General features: G+C 54.8%; 13 protein-coding genes. 5 read left to right on the top strand and 8 right to left on the bottom strand.

Translation table 11 applies throughout. The features are described 5' to 3' along the window. Positions 1–127: 127 nt before the first annotated feature. Together HOV93_RS19170 and HOV93_RS19165 are read right to left on the bottom strand one after the other, a co-directional pair. Positions 128–1,324 carry a Gfo/Idh/MocA family protein gene (locus tag HOV93_RS19170; protein WP_207398148.1) on the bottom strand — a complete coding sequence of 399 codons (1,197 nt, stop codon included), beginning with the start codon at positions 1,322–1,324 and terminating at the stop codon, positions 128–130. 22 nt (positions 1,325–1,346) lie between these two features. Then, positions 1,347–2,132 carry a phytanoyl-CoA dioxygenase family protein gene (locus HOV93_RS19165; RefSeq protein ID WP_207398147.1) on the bottom strand — a complete coding sequence of 262 codons (786 nt, stop codon included), beginning with the start codon at positions 2,130–2,132 and terminating at the stop codon, positions 1,347–1,349. A 581-nt stretch (positions 2,133–2,713) separates the two neighbouring features. On the opposite strand from HOV93_RS19165, the gene HOV93_RS19160 reads away from it, so the two are divergent. Together HOV93_RS19160 and HOV93_RS19155 are read left to right on the top strand one after the other, a co-directional pair. Beyond that, positions 2,714–4,828: a DUF1592 domain-containing protein gene (locus HOV93_RS19160; protein ID WP_207398246.1), complete on the top strand. Its 2,115-nt coding sequence runs from the start codon at positions 2,714–2,716 to the stop codon at positions 4,826–4,828. After that, positions 4,825–6,174 carry a DUF1552 domain-containing protein gene (locus HOV93_RS19155; protein ID WP_207398146.1) on the top strand — a complete coding sequence of 450 codons (1,350 nt, stop codon included), beginning with the start codon at positions 4,825–4,827 and terminating at the stop codon, positions 6,172–6,174. The genes HOV93_RS19160 and HOV93_RS19155 overlap by 4 nt, the downstream gene beginning before the upstream one ends. 8 nt (positions 6,175–6,182) lie before the next feature. On the opposite strand, the gene HOV93_RS19150 is transcribed toward HOV93_RS19155, so the two are convergent. Both HOV93_RS19150 and HOV93_RS19145 read right to left on the bottom strand, forming a co-directional pair. Next, the gene (locus HOV93_RS19150) at positions 6,183–9,458 is read right to left on the bottom strand and encodes a DUF6797 domain-containing protein (protein ID WP_207398145.1); all 3,276 of its coding nucleotides are present in this window, start codon (positions 9,456–9,458) and stop codon (positions 6,183–6,185) included. Between the two features lie 274 nt (positions 9,459–9,732). Beyond that, positions 9,733–10,209: a hypothetical protein gene (locus tag HOV93_RS19145; protein WP_207398144.1), complete on the bottom strand. Its 477-nt coding sequence runs from the start codon at positions 10,207–10,209 to the stop codon at positions 9,733–9,735. Between the two features lie 225 nt (positions 10,210–10,434). Here HOV93_RS19145 and HOV93_RS19140 point away from each other — a divergent pair, with 225 nt between their 5' ends. Further along, on the top strand, positions 10,435–10,968 hold the full coding sequence (locus HOV93_RS19140) for a hypothetical protein (RefSeq protein ID WP_207398143.1): 534 nt from the start codon (positions 10,435–10,437) through the stop codon (positions 10,966–10,968). 74 nt (positions 10,969–11,042) lie between these two features. Here the strand turns inward: HOV93_RS19140 and HOV93_RS19135 are convergent, their stop codons facing one another. The 3 genes from HOV93_RS19135 to HOV93_RS19125 form a co-directional block, all read right to left on the bottom strand. Then, positions 11,043–11,519, bottom strand: a complete 477-nt coding sequence (locus HOV93_RS19135) for a DinB family protein (protein WP_207398142.1) — start codon at positions 11,517–11,519, stop codon at positions 11,043–11,045. A gap of 93 nt (positions 11,520–11,612) precedes the next feature. Continuing rightward, positions 11,613–14,213 (bottom strand): polynucleotide kinase-phosphatase, encoded by a 2,601-nt coding sequence (locus HOV93_RS19130; RefSeq protein WP_207398141.1) that lies wholly within the window; start codon positions 14,211–14,213, stop codon positions 11,613–11,615. A gap of 95 nt (positions 14,214–14,308) precedes the next feature. Next, complete coding sequence (locus HOV93_RS19125) at positions 14,309–15,703, bottom strand: 3' terminal RNA ribose 2'-O-methyltransferase Hen1 (RefSeq protein ID WP_207398140.1); 1,395 nt, start codon at positions 15,701–15,703, stop codon at positions 14,309–14,311. Positions 15,704–15,893: 190 nt separating this feature from the next. Here HOV93_RS19125 and HOV93_RS19120 point away from each other — a divergent pair, with 190 nt between their 5' ends. Then, entirely contained in the window at positions 15,894–16,046 is a 153-nt protein-coding gene (locus HOV93_RS19120; protein ID WP_207398139.1) for a hypothetical protein, read from the top strand. A gap of 57 nt (positions 16,047–16,103) precedes the next feature. Here the strand turns inward: HOV93_RS19120 and HOV93_RS19115 are convergent, their stop codons facing one another. Next, entirely contained in the window at positions 16,104–17,048 is a 945-nt protein-coding gene (locus tag HOV93_RS19115; RefSeq protein WP_207398138.1) for a phage exclusion protein Lit family protein, read from the bottom strand. A gap of 271 nt (positions 17,049–17,319) precedes the next feature. On the opposite strand from HOV93_RS19115, the gene HOV93_RS19110 reads away from it, so the two are divergent. After that, positions 17,320–19,080: a recombinase family protein gene (locus HOV93_RS19110; protein ID WP_207398137.1), complete on the top strand. Its 1,761-nt coding sequence runs from the start codon at positions 17,320–17,322 to the stop codon at positions 19,078–19,080. Positions 19,081–19,143: the final 63 nt, after the last annotated feature.

Here is a 19,143-nt window from a genome sequence, read left to right as displayed (position 1 = left end):
AACAACGGCGAGCGGGGCGGGGAAGTGATGTCAGGTGAGATCACAACAGTATATCGATTGTCGTGCGACTGCACACGTTGATTTTGAGAAACGGGCCAATTTGTCTTATCCAGCCTGGCGATTCGATTTATGCTGAAACAATCCGCTGACTCAGCTCGCCACTTTGTTTATGCCGCAGAATGAGTTTCGTCGCTCCGTCTGGCATCTTTTCCTTTTTGATCAGGTCGTGCTCGTCGTCGAACGAACACGATTTTCCCGCCCGCTCGTTGCCAGTCTCGCCTCGCCAGAGTGGCAGTTCGACCGGGGCCCACTGCCGCGTTTTAACCGATTGATAAGCGGCGTCGATAATTGCGTTGACCACATAACCATCGTAGAAATCTTCCTGAGGCCTTCCGCCTGATTCCATCTGGCCGAGCACATCGGCGAACATGTCGTCGTAGCCCAACGCGGCCCCTTCGTTGCCCACGGGAAACAGCCACCCGGTGTCAGTCTCGGCTTTCTCGGCAATATAGCCAGACTGCGTCGACGACGAGAACATCTCCATTCCGGTTCGTAACCAATGGTTGAGCCAGATGGTTCCCTCGCTACCGCCGACCTCGTCACGCAGATCCATGCCGCCGCGGAAGATCCAACTCGTCTCAAATTGCCCGATCGCGCCGCTTTCGTAGCGAACCATCCCAATCGCATGATCCTCGACATCGACCGGATGCATCTGCGTATCCGCCCAGCACATCACTTCGACCGGGCGAATCTGTTTGCCAATGAAGTTGCGGGCAATCTCGATGCAATGACACCCCAGGTCGATAATCGCCCCGCCTCCGGAAAGATCCTTGTTCCAAAACCAATCGCTATGCGGCCCCGAGTGCGCCTCGCGCGAGCGAACCCACAGCACATCACCAATCGCACCGGCCTGGACCGACTTCAACGCCTTGAGCGTCTTGGGTGTGTAAACGAGATCTTCCAGATAAGCATGGTAGACGCCCGCTTCCTCCACCGCTTGCAGCATTTGCAGCGCCTCGGTCGCGTTGATCCCCAGCGGCTTGGTACACAAAATCGCTTTGCCGGCAGCGGCTATGGCCAGCACCACCTCTCGGTGCAGGTGATTGGGCAAACCAATAACGACCGCATCGATGTCCGGGTTGGAGATCGCGGCGCGCCAGTCGGACGTGTCGTGAGGAATTCCGAACTCCTCGGCAAATGCGGCCGCACGATCCCAGCTCCGCGAATAGACCACATGAATTCGATCTCGCGAACGCCGCCCGTGTAGCGATTGGGCATAGAAACGGCCGATTAGCCCCGTACCAAGCAAAGCAATGCGTGTCATAGAAGTACCTCGTCGCGGCTAATCACCTGGCAGCGGAAACGGCCTGAATTGCTTTCGAGACCTGCTGGTCTGGCCAGATTTCCAGAGGAGCGTAGTTGGGGTGGCGACCGCCGGTAATGATCGGATCGTTGTGCCGCGTATTGTAGCAGCAGATCAGCGACCAACGCGGATAGTCGGAAACATTCTGATCCGAGCGATGCAGCAAGTTGCTATGAAAGAAGACGGCATCACCAGGGCTCATTTCACAGTACACCAACTCGTGCCGGGCAACCGCCGCATCGACGCGCTGTGGATCGGCGCCTGTCTGCTGGCCGATCTTCACATGGTTCACTCGTCCCAGGCGATGGGTACCGCGGAGAACTTGCAAGCACCCGTTGGCCTGGGTGGCCTGATCGACGGCCAGCATACAGCTTCCCATGTCGGGATACAAACAACCGTTTTCATACCAATACCCATAGTCTTGATGCCACTCCCAGGCCCCGCCAGTCTTAGGCTGCTTGAGCATCATCTTATGGTGATAATGATAGACCTCGTCTCCTAACAGAGCCTGCATGGTCCCGGCAACGCGTTGGCTTCGCACAATGGCCGTATACAACGACGTTTCATCCAAATCGTTACGAACCGTCAGGCGCGTTTCGCCGCCGGTAGCATCTGTTTTGACGTGCGACTGTCCCAGCAGATCTTGATCGGCACGGGCATACGACAGAAGGCCATCCATTTCCGACGGTTCGAATAGACTTCGGACGATCAAGTAACCGTCGACTTGAAACCTCGCGACCTGATCTTCGCTCACCGCGAACTGATTCATCGAACCATTCCTTTTCTGTCCCAGCATGAAGGAAAGCATCGTAAGACACGCCGCCATTATCCATAATCTGACGCGGATCGCCAAACGATTAAGTAGCCTGGCGCGATGCCCCTTAATCAGGCACGCCTCCCTATTCTTGTACCCTCTCGCTCAAAGGAAGAGAGCTAGGGTGAGGGTTTCCCGAACAACGATTGACGAAGACCACAAAATCAAGTTCCGAACCGTTCGAAAACCCTGCCGTCGCATGCGCTGCCAACGTTAATAACCACGCACACGCTTGTTCGTGGTGCGACTGGCTGTGCTGCTCAGCCCCCGACGGGACGACTACGAGAGGAGCCCCACGTTCAACGCCACTTGCTTGAAAAAGTTTGGTCATCCTGCGTTATTTTTGCTATAACTTCAACTTAGAGCGACACTATGCCGCTGCTAACTTTCCTATTCCACCATCCTTTCGAGGCCGAGCCAGATTCAGGTTGCACCTTGGCCGTGCTGCTTGTCGATTGGCTTTTTGCCTGCATTCCTACCTGAGTTTCCTTCCAGCTTTACGGCGAGTCGAGCCGCTCGGAGGCCATTGTTTGCGTATGTTCAGCCTGTTGTCGAACATCACCCTCGGTCGACCTATCGCAGCCCTCCTGTTGCTACCGGCTGTATGTGTGAATGCGTTTGCCGCCGAACCGCAGCCAAGTCCGGATGTGCTGTCCCGCACGATTCAGGCCCGCTGCGTGAAGTGCCATGGCGCCGATCCCGACGACCTTTCCGGCGACGTCGATTTGCGATCGTTCACTGGTAAGCAGTCCACGGCGGATGCCCATTTGCTACGGCAGGTGATTGAAGCGGTCGAATTTGGTGCCATGCCGCCGGAGGATCAGCCGCCACTGGCAGAGACTTTACAAGCTCAGCTGATCGACCAGTTGACCACTCGGCTGCACCAGGCAGTGACTGCCCAAGATACACTCCCGCATATTCCGATGCGGCGGATGAACCGATTTCAGTACAACAACGCCGTGATGGACTTGTTCGACCTGAAATGCGTGGTCTTCTCGTTGCCTGAACGCATGATGCGTGACCACAGCCGTTACTTTCAACCGCAAACCGGCAAGATGCCAAAACTTGTCTCGGTTGGTAGTCGCCCTATGGGCAAGTCGCAATTGATCGAACCTCGCCTGGCAGGCGTCGCCGTCATTCCGCAAGACCTAAGAGCCGAACATGGCTTCGACAACCGCGGAGACCACCTCACGCTTTCCCCGTTGCTCATGCAAGAGTTCCTCAAGCTTGGCAAGTCGATCACCGAGAGCCCCGACTTTGTTCCCAAGAAGGTCGGCATCTGGGACACCTTCTTCGCGACACCTCGTAAAAACCAGAACGCCAAGAGGCAAGCAAGACGACGCCTGGAAACGTTTCTGACCCAGGCCTTTCGGCGACCGGTCGAGCCAGAAGTGCTGGACCGCTATGCCGGCTTCGTTGCACATCAACTAGACGCGGAAGTCGCATTCCCCGAGGCCATGAAGTCGGCAGCCGCAGCAGCCATTTCCTCCCCCAAGTTTTTGTATCTTTACGACCAGAAGAGTCCGGGGGACCTATCAACCTCGATTGACGACTTTGAACTCGCGTCTCGGCTCTCGTTCTTTTTGTGGGGAAGTATTCCCGACCAAACCTTGCTCGATCTGGCGGCTAGTGGACAGCTCAGTTCGCCGGAAGTGCTTGAGCAGCAGATCGACCGCATGATCAAAGACCGCCGACTCAAGCGGTTCAGCGATAGCTTTCCCACCCAATGGCTTCAACTGGAACGGATCATTTCGTCGGTCCCCGATCCCGATCGTTTTCCCGACTTTTACTTTTCCCGATACCGCGACAGCATGCATATGATGCTGGAGCCACTGTTAATTTTCGAGACGGTCTTGATCGAGGACTTACCGATACGTCAACTGATTGACTCGGATTTCACCTACCGCTCGCACCTTCTGGAAGAAGCCTACGACGCGCTTTCTTCGCCTGATGCTAACAAGCGAGTCAAAGGGTCCCAAGTTACCGTTTTGAAATTTGAACGCGTGCCGGTCACCGATCGCCGCAACGGCGGCATGATCACCAACGCGGCCGTCATGACCATGACCTCAGGCCCCAACCGCACGCAGCCGATCTCGCGCGGCGCGTGGATCGCCGCCGTGATCTTCAACAACCCACCTAAGCCGCCACCGGCCGATGTGCCACCCCTGGATGAAAAGCCTAAAACGGGCGAAGAACATCTGACCTTGCGAGAACGCCTGGCACTACATCGCGAGCGAGCCGATTGCCGCGGCTGTCACGAACAGATCGACCCGCTAGGCTTTGCGCTAGAAAATTACGACCCGGTCGGCAAATGGCGAGTCGAGTACGAGAATGGCCGCGAGGTCGATGTTTCTGGCAAGCTGTTTGGCAAACACGAATTCTCGAACATCATTGAATTCAAAGACGCGATCCTTAGCGAAGAGCAGCGTTTTGCTCGAGCGTTTGCAGGGCATTTGCTTTCGTTCTCGTTGGCCCGCGAACTGGTCCCCTCGGACGAGCTTGCCCTGGGCGCGATTGTCGCCAACGCGGCTACGGACGACTTTCGGATGCAAGCTTTGCTGAAACAAGTTATTCTCAGCCAACCGTTTCTCGCGAAACGAAGTCCAGCCGAATCGGCCCCTCCGCAGCTATCTCAAAAGGTGAGCCCATGACGAGCCAGCTTAACCGTCGACGTTTTCTCCGCGGGGTCGGTGGCTCGATGCTCGCCTTGCCTTGGCTGGCAAGTGTCAGCAAGGCCGCGGCACCCAAGGCCACAGCGCAGCGGATGGCGCACTTTTACGTGCCGATTGGGGTCGTACGACGGGGGTTCTTTCCCGGCGAAGAAAACGGCGTGATTCCCGTAGGAAATATGGGAGCCCGCATGAGTTCGCTCGACAAGCAGGACCCCAAGTTCCGCCAAAAACCGCTCGAGAATCTCACGCCAACCCTGCAGCCGCTGGAAGGCATCAAAGGGAAGGTCAACCTTATCACCGGAATGGACCGCACCTTCCAGCAAGGCACCGACGTTCATGCGCAGTGTGCGTCGTGTTATATGAGTAGCGCGAAGCCGTACACTATTGAAGGAACCGCGTGGCCGTTGGACCGTACGCTCGATCACTTGGTCGCCGATCAAATTGGCACTAGCACGCCTTTCCGTACGTTGGAGTTCAGCTGCAATAGTCATCGCGACAATAAGGAGTCGATCTATTTCGACAACATCTCGTGGTACGGCACCGGGCACCTGGCACCATCCATTCGCGACCCACGCAAGATGTATCGTCGGCTGTTCTCGACGCAAGACACCGACCGTTTGCGAGACGTAACCGACCTGGTGTTGGAAGACGCCAACAGCTTGCGGAAACAACTGGGCTATGACGACCGTCACAAGTTTGCCGAGTATTTCGATTCGATCCGAGCAATCGAACTGCAAATGGATCGACTCGAAGCGATGAAAAGCGAACTGGCCAAGGTCGATCTAGAGGAGCCTCCGGAGGCCTATCTTCCGCGCGGTGAGTACATTCGCCTGATGGGAGACTTGATGGTAGCGGCCTTGCAATCTGGCCTGACGAACGTGACGACCTTTATGGTCGGTCCCGAGCGGTGGGACACGCCGTTCATGTTCGAGAGCCTGTTCGATAAACCGCGGAGCCATCATCAGATGTCTCACAATCAATCCAAAATGATCGACGACCTGTTGAAAGTCGACGAGTTTCACATGCAGCAGTTCGCCTACCTGGCCAGCAAAATGGACGGCATAGTCGAAGCCGACGGAACCACTCTGCTGGATAATACGCTATTCACTTACGGCAGTGGACTGGGTGACGGATCAACGCATCAATACAACGACTTGCCGATTGTTGTGGCCGGTGGTGGCAAAAAAGTCCGTACAGGTCAGCATATCAATATGCCTGAGGGAACACCGCTGGCAAACCTTTGGCTAACCCAGGCTCAGGCAATGGGGCTATCGATCGACGAGTTCGCCGACAGCAACGGCACAATCGATGCGATTCGAGCGTAGAAGCTGGTTCAATTCGACGACGAAGAATCGCTCAGCCGATGAATGGTGTTATGAATTCGCAGCTTCAACGGAGCCGCATCTTCAGTCTTCAAGAAGCCGCGGATTTCCATGCTCCAGGTAGGCTCGATCTGCGGCACGATGAGCGTGACCGTTTTCCCATCGGCCGATAGTTTCGCTTCGCGAACCTTCCAAGTTCGTTCGTTGTAGTGCTTCGAACCGTAGTTTTTAGTCCGCCTCAAGTCCCAAGCAGTGATCGCGTAGTTTTCAGGATTGACCGCAGACTCTCGGTCGAGCTTGTCGGTGAAAGTGATTTGAATTCCATCTTGCGACGCATTTAACCCGATGGGTAAATGCACCGGCTGATCGGTTCGCCGAATGCGGTAGAAGCCGCCAGGCTGCTGCTGATTGCCAGCCCAAGCAAACATGCCACATGCGTACAATTCGTTGTCGGTTGGATGAAAGCGACCTCGAACCAATCCGGTTGGAAACTGCTCAAGTGGCAGTTCACACATGCCCCCTTGCCGCTGCCCGTCGATGTTTTCAAACGGCACGACAAATACTTTGCCATAACCGTAGGAAAGGTTAAGCAGCGATCCGCCCAACGATCCCCAAGCATTTTCAGGCACCCACAACAGCTCGGCCGGTGAACGATCGAACGCGTTGGTGATCCAGCACAACGGTGGGTCCATGGCCGCATCAGACGAATCAGACACGTCATGGTAGCCATACATATTGCCGTAGAAACCACCTTCCTCGACCCAGTTGATTCGGTTTTTGGGGTTCCAATGGCCTTCCTGATCGGTCACCACAAACGTGCCGTCCGGATTCAAACAAACCCCGTTGGCTGCCCGAAATCCGGTGGCCAGGATATCCGTTCGACTTCCATCGGCTGAAACACGCAGCAAAGTCCCATGGTGCGGCACGATCGCCGGCAACGCATGGCGAGCCGACTTCGCGTAGTAAAAGTTCCCGTCGTCGTCGACCTGCAGCCCCATCGCGAACTCGTGGAAGTGCTCGGTGACTTGATGGTCGTTGTTGAAGCACTCGTAAAAGTCGGTTTCCAAGTCGCCGTTGAGATCGCGCAGAATGACCAGTTGATCGCGACACGTCACGTAGATCACGCTGTCTACAATTTTCAAACCCAACGGCTGGAATAAGCCGGTCGCGATGCGTCGCCATCGGAGCGTCCCGTCTTTCGAGATCAGCCCATCGACCAACCACACATCGCCATCCCAGGCACACACAGCCGCACGATCGGCGCCGGGGTAGAAATCGAAACCGGTCACTCGCACCAACGCGTTCCATGGGTTGGCATCCGGCAAGGTCAATACGTCCGCCGCAAACGGACCGTCATCGCTTCCGCGAATCGTTTTTGTTTCGATCACTTCCGGCCACCGGGTAGGGCCTCCGTGGGTCGCTGCTTGTAAGTCCGGCACGTTGATGGATGTCAACTTGACGGCGTTAACCACTTGGTCGACCTCGTCAGCCGCGTCACTCGACGTGAACCATAAGGTGAACTGAGTGGCTTGATCGCTGGCCGGCAAATCCAACAGAAGCGACTGCCCATCTAAGCGGAAAGTGGCCTCTGGTGGTGGGTTCTTCAGGCCGGCTACCAGCATACTGGAAGCGTTCGCTTGACCGCTACGAACGACAAATGCCGAGCCCTCGTCGTTCCACGGCTGAAGCTGAGCGCGTTCGCCGCTGCCCTCAGGCACATCGGCGACTCGCAGCACCAATTTGTGATCGCGGGGCGCGATCTCGAAATGACGAGCAAACACGGCCAGCGAATCGACCAGTAACTCAGGCATCTCCAAGATGTTTGCGTCGCCAATCTGATAGCTGACAACTCGTTGATTTCCGTGCCGATACAGACCGTTGTATTGTGCCCATGCTTTCGGCAGCGGTCCGTAACGGCGACCGTCACGTCCGATCACGCGTGGATCGTCGAAGGAGTCGTTCTGGGGATTTGCCCATCCCGGGGCCGTTTTATTGGTCGCGACTACGTCGCCGACAATCCGCGGATGAATGCCGTGTTTGCCATCGAAGTGAATCCCGTGCCAATCAATAAAACCTTTCCCTTGCCAGGCAGCGGCCATGCGCATCGTATCGTGATCGAAGATCATCCAACGACTGCCGCGCGAGATACCGCCGGCACCGTCATCCAGCCGCGTAGCGATTCCCTTATAGGCGAAGTTCGAGCCATCATTACCGACTTCGTACGTGTTGATCAGAGACGGCCCATAGTCCATCGTGATCCAGGCCTGCATTGGCGACGGCTTCGGACCGCGAAAGTCGCCTGCTGGCAATCCAGCTAAATACGTTTCATCGACCTCGAAATACTGCGACCGATTGTCGGGCCGGAAGTAGGCCTCGCGAATGTAATGAATCACGTCGTACTTCTGCTGCGGAACCATCCACCCTTGCGGCTGCATCATGCCAAAGCCGTGCGTCAGTGTTTGATACATTCCATGTGGATCGGTTCTATTTTTTAACTTTCCAGTTGCAAAACGAGGCGATGTCGGTAGCGAACCAGCCTGATCGTGCGTGCCATGACAGTTCGCGCAAACTCGACCATAAATGGCTTCGCCACGCTGGAAACTAGCGTCGTTTAATTCGGCGATCATGCCGACGTGATCGATTCGTTTTTCATATTCTGGTATCGGTTTGACTGCATAAAGATGGGGTGCTGGCTCTAAGTTTCGGGCCGCAATCGTCCCCCCATCGCGAACGTCAATCAGGTAACGCACAAGATCAAGAAACTGCTGTCGGCCGATTAGTTGGTTCGCCAAGCCGGAAGGCATCAACGACTGCGCAGCGTCTGCCTGTGCTTCGATCTCGTCCGACGGTATTGTGTGCCGCTGCTGAGCACCGGTTAGCTCTTGCAACACGATCTGCTCAGGCGTGTTTTCTATGAGCCGACCGGTAATCACTTTTCCATCAATCGTCAGAACGCTAACGGCCTCAAAGCCTTGTCGGATCTTCTTCGAGGGGGACAATATCGCGTCGACCAGGTCTGCGTCCGACGGCAGCTCTTTCCAATGCGTTAAATCAGGGCCAAGCTTCGCCTCTTCCTCCAACCCATGACACGAGCGACATGCCATGTGCGGTTGATAGAAAAGAATCGCCCCTCGTTTAGCATCGCCAAGCTGACGCGCCTCTGCCGCCAACTGACTGGGGGCGATGGCCTGAAGCTGTTCTTCCAACGTCTGCCCGAGCACGGCCTGAGCAGAGTAAATGACGATAAGAACCGCGAACTTCGACAAACTTTTGGAGAATCGGCTCATAGATCGTTTATGTTTAAGATGTTTTTGGGCAAAGCGTAGCAGCCGTGCACTGCTATTAACTCGACGACTTCGCATTAATATCCAACGAGAGTTCCGCTGGGCACTGGAAAGCCATTTTAGCGATCTCAAACCCTACAAACTATGAAGATCACCATCTTAAGAGCGTATCGCTGCGCATAATTCGATCGCCAGCATCGCAAAGCCCACGGCACCGATCGGTGACCCTGAAACTATTGGACCGCGTGCGCGTGGCCTGACAAGCACTTTTTCGCCTTCAATCAATCGAGACGGAACGATGCTTGAAATGCAGGATCGCTTGGTTGGGTGATAGATTGAAAATGGCTCGGGGATTGGCGATCCAGCGGTCGCCGTCGTACTCGAAGACCCCGGTTGCGGCCCTGAGGTTGCCGACGGCTTCGACTTCTTCCATGTCTCCCCCTTCGATGGCTTCGAAGCGGATGGTCAAAGAGACAAACGCACGCAGCAAACCGTGCTCTTCGTCGCAGGCATATTGAACGTCGTTGCCAAACTCGCAATCGACCCAACGTAGACCGCGCGGCTTGCCGCTAGCGGCGGCGGCTTTCAAGAAGTCGGCTTCCAGCCATTCCCGACGCAGACGAAACCGCTGCTGGGCTTGCTCCTGATTCGTGCTGCTTAGTTGGTGCCGGCGACGTCCGCGGAGCCACTCCGCTAATCCCCAAGCACCCACTAAAACGACGAGGACCACTATCGAGATCCAAATCGTCCACATGGCTGTCATCCTCAGACAATGGGTCCGCTTGCGTGCTGTCCAGAAAAGCCACAGGGGGCATCACCCAAGCGAAACAAGTAATATCTAATTTATTCTAAGGATCACTGCTCCATAAATACAGCGAGTTTTACCGCAACCTGGAAGATGCTGGCACACGCTACGTCAAGAAGCTACCATAGGCGCCAATTCACTGTCTTATCTGAACTCTTTTGTTTGCGTCATCGTATGTCGTCCGCTTCGGAGCCTCCCACAACCGCATCGCCCGACGAGGGCCCCTTATACTTTGTCAGGATTCCTGAAGGGCAGATTTTCGGACCAATTCCCTCAAAGGAACTGGACAAGTGGGTGCAGGAAGGGCGCATTGATCGGCAGTGTGAGTTACGGCAGACAGACTCGCAGGGATGGGAAAAGTCGGATCAAAGATATCCGATCTTGGCCCTGCCAGAGCAAGTAGGATCAGGTTCTCCATTCCATCAGGTCCGACTCAGTGAAACGAATGCCCGTTATCTGTTACCTCATCGCGGAATCCCTAGTTTAATCTTCGCCCTAGTTGGACTTTTAGGCGTCTGCCCGATCTTCAGCATCGCGGCCTGGAGCATGGCTCACACCGATCTGGAAGAAATCGACCGGCAGCACATGAACCCCAGTGGCCGGATGATGCTGCTATGGGCCAATTACCTGGGCATGGCCGGGGTGATTGGCTACGGCATCCTTTTCCTCGGCTTCGTGCTGGTAACGCTGCTACGGCTTCTGATTTGAAAGCGATCGCGAAGACAAACCATCCGAGGCGTGGTGAACATTAGCCAGAGTAACTTAGCGAGACTCGGTCGCGATCAATCGCTCCAATCCCCCAGACACCGCCGCAAGAACACCAATTGCCCGAGGTGATACGCGTTGTGATCGGCCACCAGCAAGGCTTCCCGCAGAATCGTCTGGCCATCGCCATGCGGAATAGGGGCGAACAGATCGGTGTTGGGGTCGGCCATCAAGTCGACCATTGCCTGAGCATCGGTACGAAACGCTTCCACACACGCATCCCAGGCCTTCTCATTCGGAGGCCCATCTGTTGGAGGCCACAAGCCGATCGGGAACTCTGGCGAGACGTGATTGGCGTTGATCGAGAACTGCAAGATATCCCACTGGCAGATCCGCAGATGCTCGACCAGTCGCCATGCGGTATGAGAACAGCCGTCGGCCTTAGCCCCGCGTAGTTCCGGTTTCAAACCACCGATGGCCTGGTCGAACCCGAGATGTGCTCCGCCGCCGTTAAGGACGTAAAGGACATGCTCTCGGAGTACTTCGTCTGACATGGTGTTGCTCCTGGTCGTTGGCTTCCGTTTCATTCCTGCTGCCATGATAGACATGCGATGCGTTCCGAGCGAGACACGAAGTCCACGCAGGCATTACAGCCGCGGATCGACCGGTTCGCTCTCTAGCGCCAGTACGCCGAAGACGCACTCATGCACGCGGCGCAGTGGCTCGCCGCGGACGAAGCGTTCCAGGCCTTCGATCCCCAGGGCAAACTCGCGTAATGCCAGCGAGCGTTTGCGATTCAGGTTGCGGCTTCTCAGGCGTTTCAGGTTTTGTGCTGAATCGTAATCGGGGCTGTAAATAATTCGCAGGTACTCTTTACCACGGCATTTGACCGCCGGCTGCACTAAGCCCTTATTGCCTGTCACAATCCAGTCTAACGGCTTGACCACCATTCCTTCGCCCCCTTGCTGTGTGCGCACCTCCCACCAAGCGATGCCCTCCTTCACCTGGTGCTGCTGCGTCACGTCGATCATTTTGAAAGGGGTCGCTAAGAGTAACTCCGAGTCTTCGCGGCAGATGCTGGCCAACGTTTCCATGTGCCAAACGTGATTCTGATCGATGTGTACCTGGCCTTCGGTGGCCAGCAAATGAAACGGGGCCAGTTTGTAATCGTTGATCGATTCGACCGGCCAGCAGTATTGTCGATAGGCTGAAACAAACTGCTGGACGCTGGTGAGGCGATCGGAATACTTGTCTAGTTCAGGCGAATAGCGCAACGGATCGTCGTCACCCAGTCGCCCAGCCATTTGTTTTAAGGCATCAATCGCTTTGGGCAACGCCGCACAGCCCGCCGCGCCGACGGCTGCGTATTGCGAGCGTAACAGCTCTTGGGCTTTCGCCGACCAGGGCATCAGTTCGCAGTCGAAACACGCCCAGTTGGTGTTAAACTGATCCCAGAACCCGGCGGCTGTCATGGCCGTACGCAGTCGATCAAGTACACGTGCTTCGAGTTCGGCATCTGGAAAGAAGCGGCGTCCGGTCCGGGTGGTGATGATGCCCGTTTCTCCGTCGGTCACACCGAAGCGATCGCGAGCGGCCTGCTGGTCGCGGCAAATCACCACGACCGCCCGGGACCCCATGTGCTTCTCTTGGCACACCACTTGAGCAACGCCTTGGCCGCGGAAGTACGAAAACGCTTCGGCCGGATGCTCGAGCAAGCCAGGCTCCTGCGACGTTTCACACGGCGACATCGTCGGCGGCAAATAGACTAACCACTTGGGATTGGCAGCAAAGCGGCTCATCACTTCGAGCGCGGCGGTCGAGTTTTCCTCGCGAATGGTAACGCTGTGCTGCAGCCGGGTCGAGATGATCCGCTTTCCTAGAACGTCTTCCAAATCAAGAACATCGTCGTGTTGCTGCTGGGCCGACAGGGGGGCGTCTTGGTCTTGCGGCAGGAAGGGACGCGACGACTTGCAGTAAGTCTCCTTCGCCGCGACCGAAACGAATTCCCCTTCCGGGTAGCGTAGCCCGGTGAGCTTTCCGCCGAAGACGCAACCGGTGTCGACGTTAACCGTATGGTTAAGCCACTGGGGCTGCGGAACCGGTGTGTGCCCGTACACGACCATCGCCGAGCCACGGTACTCGGCGGCCCAGTTGTAACGCACCGGCAGGCCAAACTCGTCTGTTTCGCCGGTAGTTTCTCCGTAAAGCGCGAACTCGCGCACCTTGCCTGAGCCACGGCCTTGAAACTCTTCTTTCATCCCGGCATGAGCCACGACCAGCTTGCCGTCGTCGAGCACGTAGTGACTGACCAGTCCATCCAGAAACTGGGCCATCGCGCGGCAGAACGGCTCGCGGATTTCTTCCGGCAGTGCATCGATCTCGGCGACGGTCTCGGCCAGCCCGTGGGTAAGCTGCACGTTGCGCCCGTTGAGCTTACGCAGCGGCTTCATGTCGTGGTTACCAGGCACGCACAGACCGGTACCATGGTACACCATGTTCCGCGCGATCTTCACGCAATCAAGTACCCGCGGCCCCCGGTCGACCAGGTCGCCCACGAACATTGCCTTGCGGCCTTCTGGATGGGCGTAGTACGCGTTGCCCCACAGTGCGTCTTCTTCGTCTGCCGTTTGAATCTGGTAGCCCAGCGCGGCCAAAAGTTCTTCCAACTCGGTGCCGCAGCCGTGCACGTCGCCGATGATGTCGAGCGGGCCATGCTCGTCGCTACGATCGTTCCAAAGCGGAACGCGCTCGACGGTGGCGGCTTCGACCTGCTCGACGCTGTCCATCACGAAGACATGCCGAAACTTCTCGCGTTTAAGCGCTTTCAAGCTTCGTCGCAATTGCGAACGTTGGTTGCGAATCACATGCGGACCGAACGTGCGGTCTGCCCGATCGCTATTTCGCGCCTGGCAAAGCGTCTCCGGCATGTTCAGCACAATGGCCACCGGCAGCACATGATACTGCCGAGCCAGTTCGACCAGCGGACGCCGAGCTTCCGGCTGCACGTTGGTCGCATCGACCACCGTCAACAGCCCCTGCGCGAGGCGTTTGTCCGCGATGTAGTGCAGCACGTCGAACGCATCGTTGGTGGCCTCCTGGCTGTTCTCGTCATCGCTGACCAGCCCGCGACAGGTATCGGAAGATAACACTTCGGTCGGCAGAAAATGCTGCCGTGCGAAGGTACTCTTGCCGGAACCGCTAGGGCCGATGAGGACAACGAGGGATAGTTTGGGAATTTTCATTTGCATGGGAAAGACGTTGCAATCGGATGGATGCCATTGGAAACAATGAAGTATGCATCGATGACTGAATCAATTCGGGGCGTACGCGAGTTCACACGGAATCAAAACTCAAACACCCCCATCTGCGTCGGTGATCCGACCTTTTCGTCTTCTGGCCCGACCGGTAAGTAACGCACCGTGTATCCAAATGCTTGGCAAATGCGTCCGGCCCAGGCTTGAAACTGGGCTCGGGTCCATTCGAAGCGATGGTCGGCGTGGCGGAACTGGCCGGCGGGCAGGCTTTCCCACATGACGTTGTATTCCTGGTTAGGGGTCGTGACGACCACGATCTTGGGCCGGGCGAACTCGAAGACGGCCCGCTCAAGCGCGGTCAGCCGGGGAGGGTCGAGGTGTTCGATCACTTCAACCACCGCAGCCGCATCGAAGCCTTCCAGGCGGCGATCGCGATAGATGAGCGAGCCGTGCAGCAGCTTCAGACGCTCGGCCTGACGCGGGGGCAAGCGGTCTAGCTTCAGGCGTTTCTGGGCCATCTCTAACGATCGGATCGAAACATCGACGCCGACAATCTGCTCGAACTGGTTCTCAGGCAGCAACTGCCGTAGCAGCTTCCCCTCGCCGCAGCCCAGGTCGAGCACGCTGCGAGCACCACTTGCTTTGAGCGCGGCCAATACCGCACCGTGACGCTGGTCGTTCAGGCTCACGCTGCGCTCGAGCGTCTCTTCTTCGGCGGAAGCTGTTTGTTCGTCTGGCGGTGCTTGCAACTCTTCAACCTCAATCAATCGCGACAACGCCTCGCGATACAGACCATAACGATGCTTCAGATAGCGCCGTGTGATCTGATCCTTCTCGGGGTGCGCAGTCAGCCAGCCGCCCCCCTTGGCCAGCAGCTTTTCCAGCTCGGCTTCCCCCACGAAGTAATGCTTCTCGTTGTCGAAGACCGGCACCAGCACGTACAGATGCGTGAGCAACTGCGAAAGAGTCGTCACCCCGCGAATGGTCACCGAAAAGTAAGGACTGTTGCCCCACGCCGGGAACTTCTCGTCCAGCGGATAAGCTTCTGCTTCGACCGTATAGCCGAGTGGCTCGAACAATTGCCGAAGGAAACGCTCGCCTCCGCGTACCGGTAAGACATCGATCCGAGCAGCCAGCGGCAACGGCGTGTCGGCAAGTTCAGGGCGATCCTTACAGCGGCCAGACATGGCCGCCCCCAAAACCTGCGAGATGGCCACGCTTAAAAAGGACGACGCGACATAAGGCCGGTCATTCACGTAACGCGCAAGCAAGTCGCCCTGACTACGATTCTTCCCGCGAACCATCCCCACCGGGTCGATATCCAACAACAAACAAGCCGTGCAACGATTTTCATCCGCCTCGGGATAAAACACGTGGGCCTTGCCGAAGCTCAGATCAAACGTCTGCAACCGGCCAGGGTGCTTGTGCAGCAAATACCCGAGATCAGTCGCAGGTGGGTGCTCGGTGGTGATCGAGAGAAGCATGTGGCTAGTTCATCACATCGGGATAGGGCCAGGCTATGGGGATTGAAACGGTTTCCACCTACAGACAGTTGGTGCTTACGTAAGGTTCGGCGGCTAGTGAAGATGTTCGTAGAGTAGCGAAAGCAACCTGTTTTTGATAGTTTATCACCCAATCTCACACCGACCCGTTTCCCTGAAAAAAGAATTTACCATGCCCCCAATCGGTGCCCATATGTCGATCGCCGGCGGCTATTACAAAGCTGTCGACGCTGCTGCTGAATTTGATATGAATGTCGTTCAGCTGTTCTGGAAGGGTTGCAGAGAAGACAATGGGCCACAGACGGTGTTGAAAAACGAGATTTGATGATTTTGATGCTCGAATAAAGTGGCAGACCAAAATTGTCCGCTATCGCAATAGAAACTACTCTCTCTCGAACTTAGAAATTCTATTTATGAAGTAGTTCACTCGATCTCTTGGATCGGGCTGAGCCAATGCCACTTCCTTTTCGTCAAATTGGTAGTTCGCAGCACGCATGTGAACAAACAGAAGAGTAGCTACGGACTCCCAGATGAAAACGTACTCGGATTCTGAACTTGGATCTACGAATTGATCCAGAACCTGAAAGAGTCGATCATATCCCTCTGGATGAGTCGTCGATTCCTTGCGGCCAAAGAACACGTTAAAGATCGTGAGCCACAGAAGTGCCAAGGCAATTCCCGTAAGCGCATTTAATCGATTTGCTTCCTGCTCACTATCACCAGAATTAGTTGCCGCATCGACCATCCAGTTGGCAGCAAACATGTCCGCTTCTTTCTCCTGCGTCAAGGAGAGGAAACCTTCTTGTGAGCTATGTCCTAGTTTTAAATGTCCAAGTTCGTGAAAGAGAATCCATGCAGTCGCATAACGATAAAACCCTTCACCAACAATACGATTCTTCTCACTGATTTTTGGCAATGCATCGTCTGGAATTTCTTCCTCTGTTTTCCTCAACACATGATCGGGAGGGAGTACAATTCCGTCGCTTGCTACCCATCCCGTAACATCAACACCAACTGCCCAGTTCAACATGTCATCTACTGGGCGAAGAATCTTATCACGCTCATCCTTCGATTTACCCAGCGAGGAAAAGATTATCGCAGCAGCATAAGCATGGACTTGTAAACGTCTTGAGCACTTGAGCCCCATTACAATTTCATTAGGTTGTCCTGGTCTAGCTTGAAATAGAATGCGTTCGGCTTCACGATCCACCATCCATTTGGTGTCTAGCTCGTCCAGAAGTCTGATCAGTTCGTTGTTTCGACACGGTGACGCCCAGCAAAGCAATCGCCGGACGTCATCTTCTTTAACTTGGACGATTCTCTTCATCGTTGCCTCAGTAAAAACACTTGGTTGCTCTGAAAAAACACAATCTCTCTTTCAGTTCAGTTAATATAGCCCTTCCGTCAAGTGTGGAAGCCAAACAACTAGCCAATCGTCGGCGCACAGAAGCAAGGCATACTCAAGATCCAGGCCGAACCTAATCCTTTAAGGTAATACAGCATTGCACTGTTTCTATCTCCTCTCAAACAGTTGCCAAGACATTGCTCGTCAGATATTCTGCCTGAATCGTTAAATACTTCAAACGGGAGTCGTATCCGTGCGAAAAAAGAAGGCTTACAGCTACCTACGCTTTTCTTCAGGGCCTCAAGCCAAGGGCGATAGCAAGCGCAGACAATCTGAACGTCCGGCTGAATGGGCGGAAGCCAATGGATACGAATTGGACAATAGCTTGGTGCTGATGGATGAAGGAGTAAGTGGCTGGACTGGCGCTAATGCAACGACAGGCAAGCTTAAAGCCTTCATTGATGCCGTGGATGCTGGAAGCGTCAAAAAAGGCTCAGCCCTTATTGTGGAGAATCTCGATCGCCTTACACGGCAACAAGTGCCTGTCGCTTTGGAAATGTTTCTTTCCATATTGCGTCGAGGTATCACGATTGTAACCTTATCCGACGCTCATCCAGAAATTTTCCACTGGGAGAAATTGAGCGAAGTTCAGCTAATCATTGCGATTGTGATCTTATCTCGTGCTCACGGCGAGAGCGAACGCAAGAGTCAGTTCGGAAAGGCAAAATGGCGTTCACGCCGAGAGGAAATGCGAAAGGGAAAGACAGTTGGAAACCTTTGTCCTCGATGGCTCAAATCCAAAGAAGATCGTTCAGGTTTTATCTTTGTAAGAGACAAGGTCAAGACAGTACGCAAGATTGTCAAACTATATCTCGATGGCCTGGGAGCCCACTTGATCGCAGAGAAACTTAACACAGACGGCAATGCGCCTCTCGGCCACGGTCGGCAATGGGATGCGGGACAGATAAAGCATGTTCTAAGTCATGAAGCATTAATTGGCCGAAAGCAGCCCATGAGATTAGAGGTTGTCGATGGCAAAAGAAAGAAGGTCCCAGACGGAGAACCGATCGTTGACTACTTTCCAGCAGTCGTTGACCAAGAGACATGGGACAGATTGCAATACGAGCTTTCAATTCGCTCCGTAAATACTCAACCCAGAAAGCAAACGATTCGAAATCTCTTTCCAGGATCAATCATATCGATCTGGGACAACCACATCCACGTTTGGAAGTTGCACAGCACCCAAAATGGCATTACGTCGATTTACTGTCCTCGACCCGGTAAATCTAACAAGAAAAAGCGATACCACCTTCCGTACACTGCTATTGAGAGAGCAGTCCTCTTGCACCTTAGAGAGCTTGATGCTTCGAAATTAACAGGTAGAACGACGTCTCAACCCAATCAGATTGATGCTATATCGGGCAAACTCGTCCAGCTTGAACAGCAACTGACCAACACGGAGCAGGGCCTAACGAAAGCATATTCAGATACACTTGCGAGAGTCGCCCAGAGGCTCGAAGGAGAGATTGATGAATTGCAACAACAACTATCCACACTAACAAGTGAACAGCAGAATGTAACTACGGAGCGGATCAAAGACTTACAAGATTTGATCGAGCAACTTGACAACAAATCAGGTGACACGCTGATTTCTCTTAGACGAAAGCTAAAGGCTCGCATGCAAACCCTTGTTAAGCGGCTGCAAATTACACAGATTGATGAGATCTCTAACCAACACAAGCACATTGTGCTCGGCATTGTTTTTCGAGGTGAGCCGAGATGCCGAATTCTAAAACTTGAAATTAAACAGGGACAACTGGTCTCCAGCTACATGTTAGCAGAGGCCATTGTTGAGCGTGAAACTGGCGAAGTAACACTCGCCATGATTGACAAAAATGATCCAGACTGGTGTTCACTTGATAAGCCAGAAATTCTCGCCTACATTGATGACCAGTTTCAGAAGAGCCGAGAGGAAAGAGAAGTCGAGGACAGTCACTACTTTTCTCTAGAATAATCCTTTCTGTCAGGCAGATCATCTAGCGAAGACTTCGTTACAAATCAAACCGTAGAGTATGAA

Origin of the sequence: Bremerella alba, assembly GCF_013618625.1 — a bacterium.
Lineage (GTDB): Bacteria > Planctomycetota > Planctomycetia > Pirellulales > Pirellulaceae > Bremerella > Bremerella alba.
This window is presented reverse-complemented; position numbering and strand designations above follow the sequence as displayed.

What these genes read in the sequence shown, in the direction of transcription:
- HOV93_RS19135 (WP_207398142.1), bottom strand. Translation starts at nt 11,519, where the DNA reads ATGTCAGACGAAGTACTCCGAGAGCATGTCCTTTACGTCCTTAACGGC.
- HOV93_RS19115 (WP_207398138.1), bottom strand. Translation starts at nt 17,048, where the DNA reads ATGAAGAGAATCGTCCAAGTTAAAGAAGATGACGTCCGGCGATTGCTT.
- HOV93_RS19150 (WP_207398145.1), bottom strand. Translation starts at nt 9,458, where the DNA reads ATGAGCCGATTCTCCAAAAGTTTGTCGAAGTTCGCGGTTCTTATCGTC.
- HOV93_RS19145 (WP_207398144.1), bottom strand. Translation starts at nt 10,209, where the DNA reads ATGTGGACGATTTGGATCTCGATAGTGGTCCTCGTCGTTTTAGTGGGT.
- HOV93_RS19165 (WP_207398147.1), bottom strand. Translation starts at nt 2,132, where the DNA reads ATGAATCAGTTCGCGGTGAGCGAAGATCAGGTCGCGAGGTTTCAAGTC.
- HOV93_RS19120 (WP_207398139.1), top strand. Translation starts at nt 15,894, where the DNA reads ATGCCCCCAATCGGTGCCCATATGTCGATCGCCGGCGGCTATTACAAA.
- HOV93_RS19140 (WP_207398143.1), top strand. Translation starts at nt 10,435, where the DNA reads ATGTCGTCCGCTTCGGAGCCTCCCACAACCGCATCGCCCGACGAGGGC.
- HOV93_RS19130 (WP_207398141.1), bottom strand. Translation starts at nt 14,213, where the DNA reads ATGCAAATGAAAATTCCCAAACTATCCCTCGTTGTCCTCATCGGCCCT.
- HOV93_RS19160 (WP_207398246.1), top strand. Translation starts at nt 2,714, where the DNA reads ATGTTCAGCCTGTTGTCGAACATCACCCTCGGTCGACCTATCGCAGCC.
- HOV93_RS19155 (WP_207398146.1), top strand. Translation starts at nt 4,825, where the DNA reads ATGACGAGCCAGCTTAACCGTCGACGTTTTCTCCGCGGGGTCGGTGGC.
- HOV93_RS19125 (WP_207398140.1), bottom strand. Translation starts at nt 15,703, where the DNA reads ATGCTTCTCTCGATCACCACCGAGCACCCACCTGCGACTGATCTCGGG.
- HOV93_RS19170 (WP_207398148.1), bottom strand. Translation starts at nt 1,324, where the DNA reads ATGACACGCATTGCTTTGCTTGGTACGGGGCTAATCGGCCGTTTCTAT.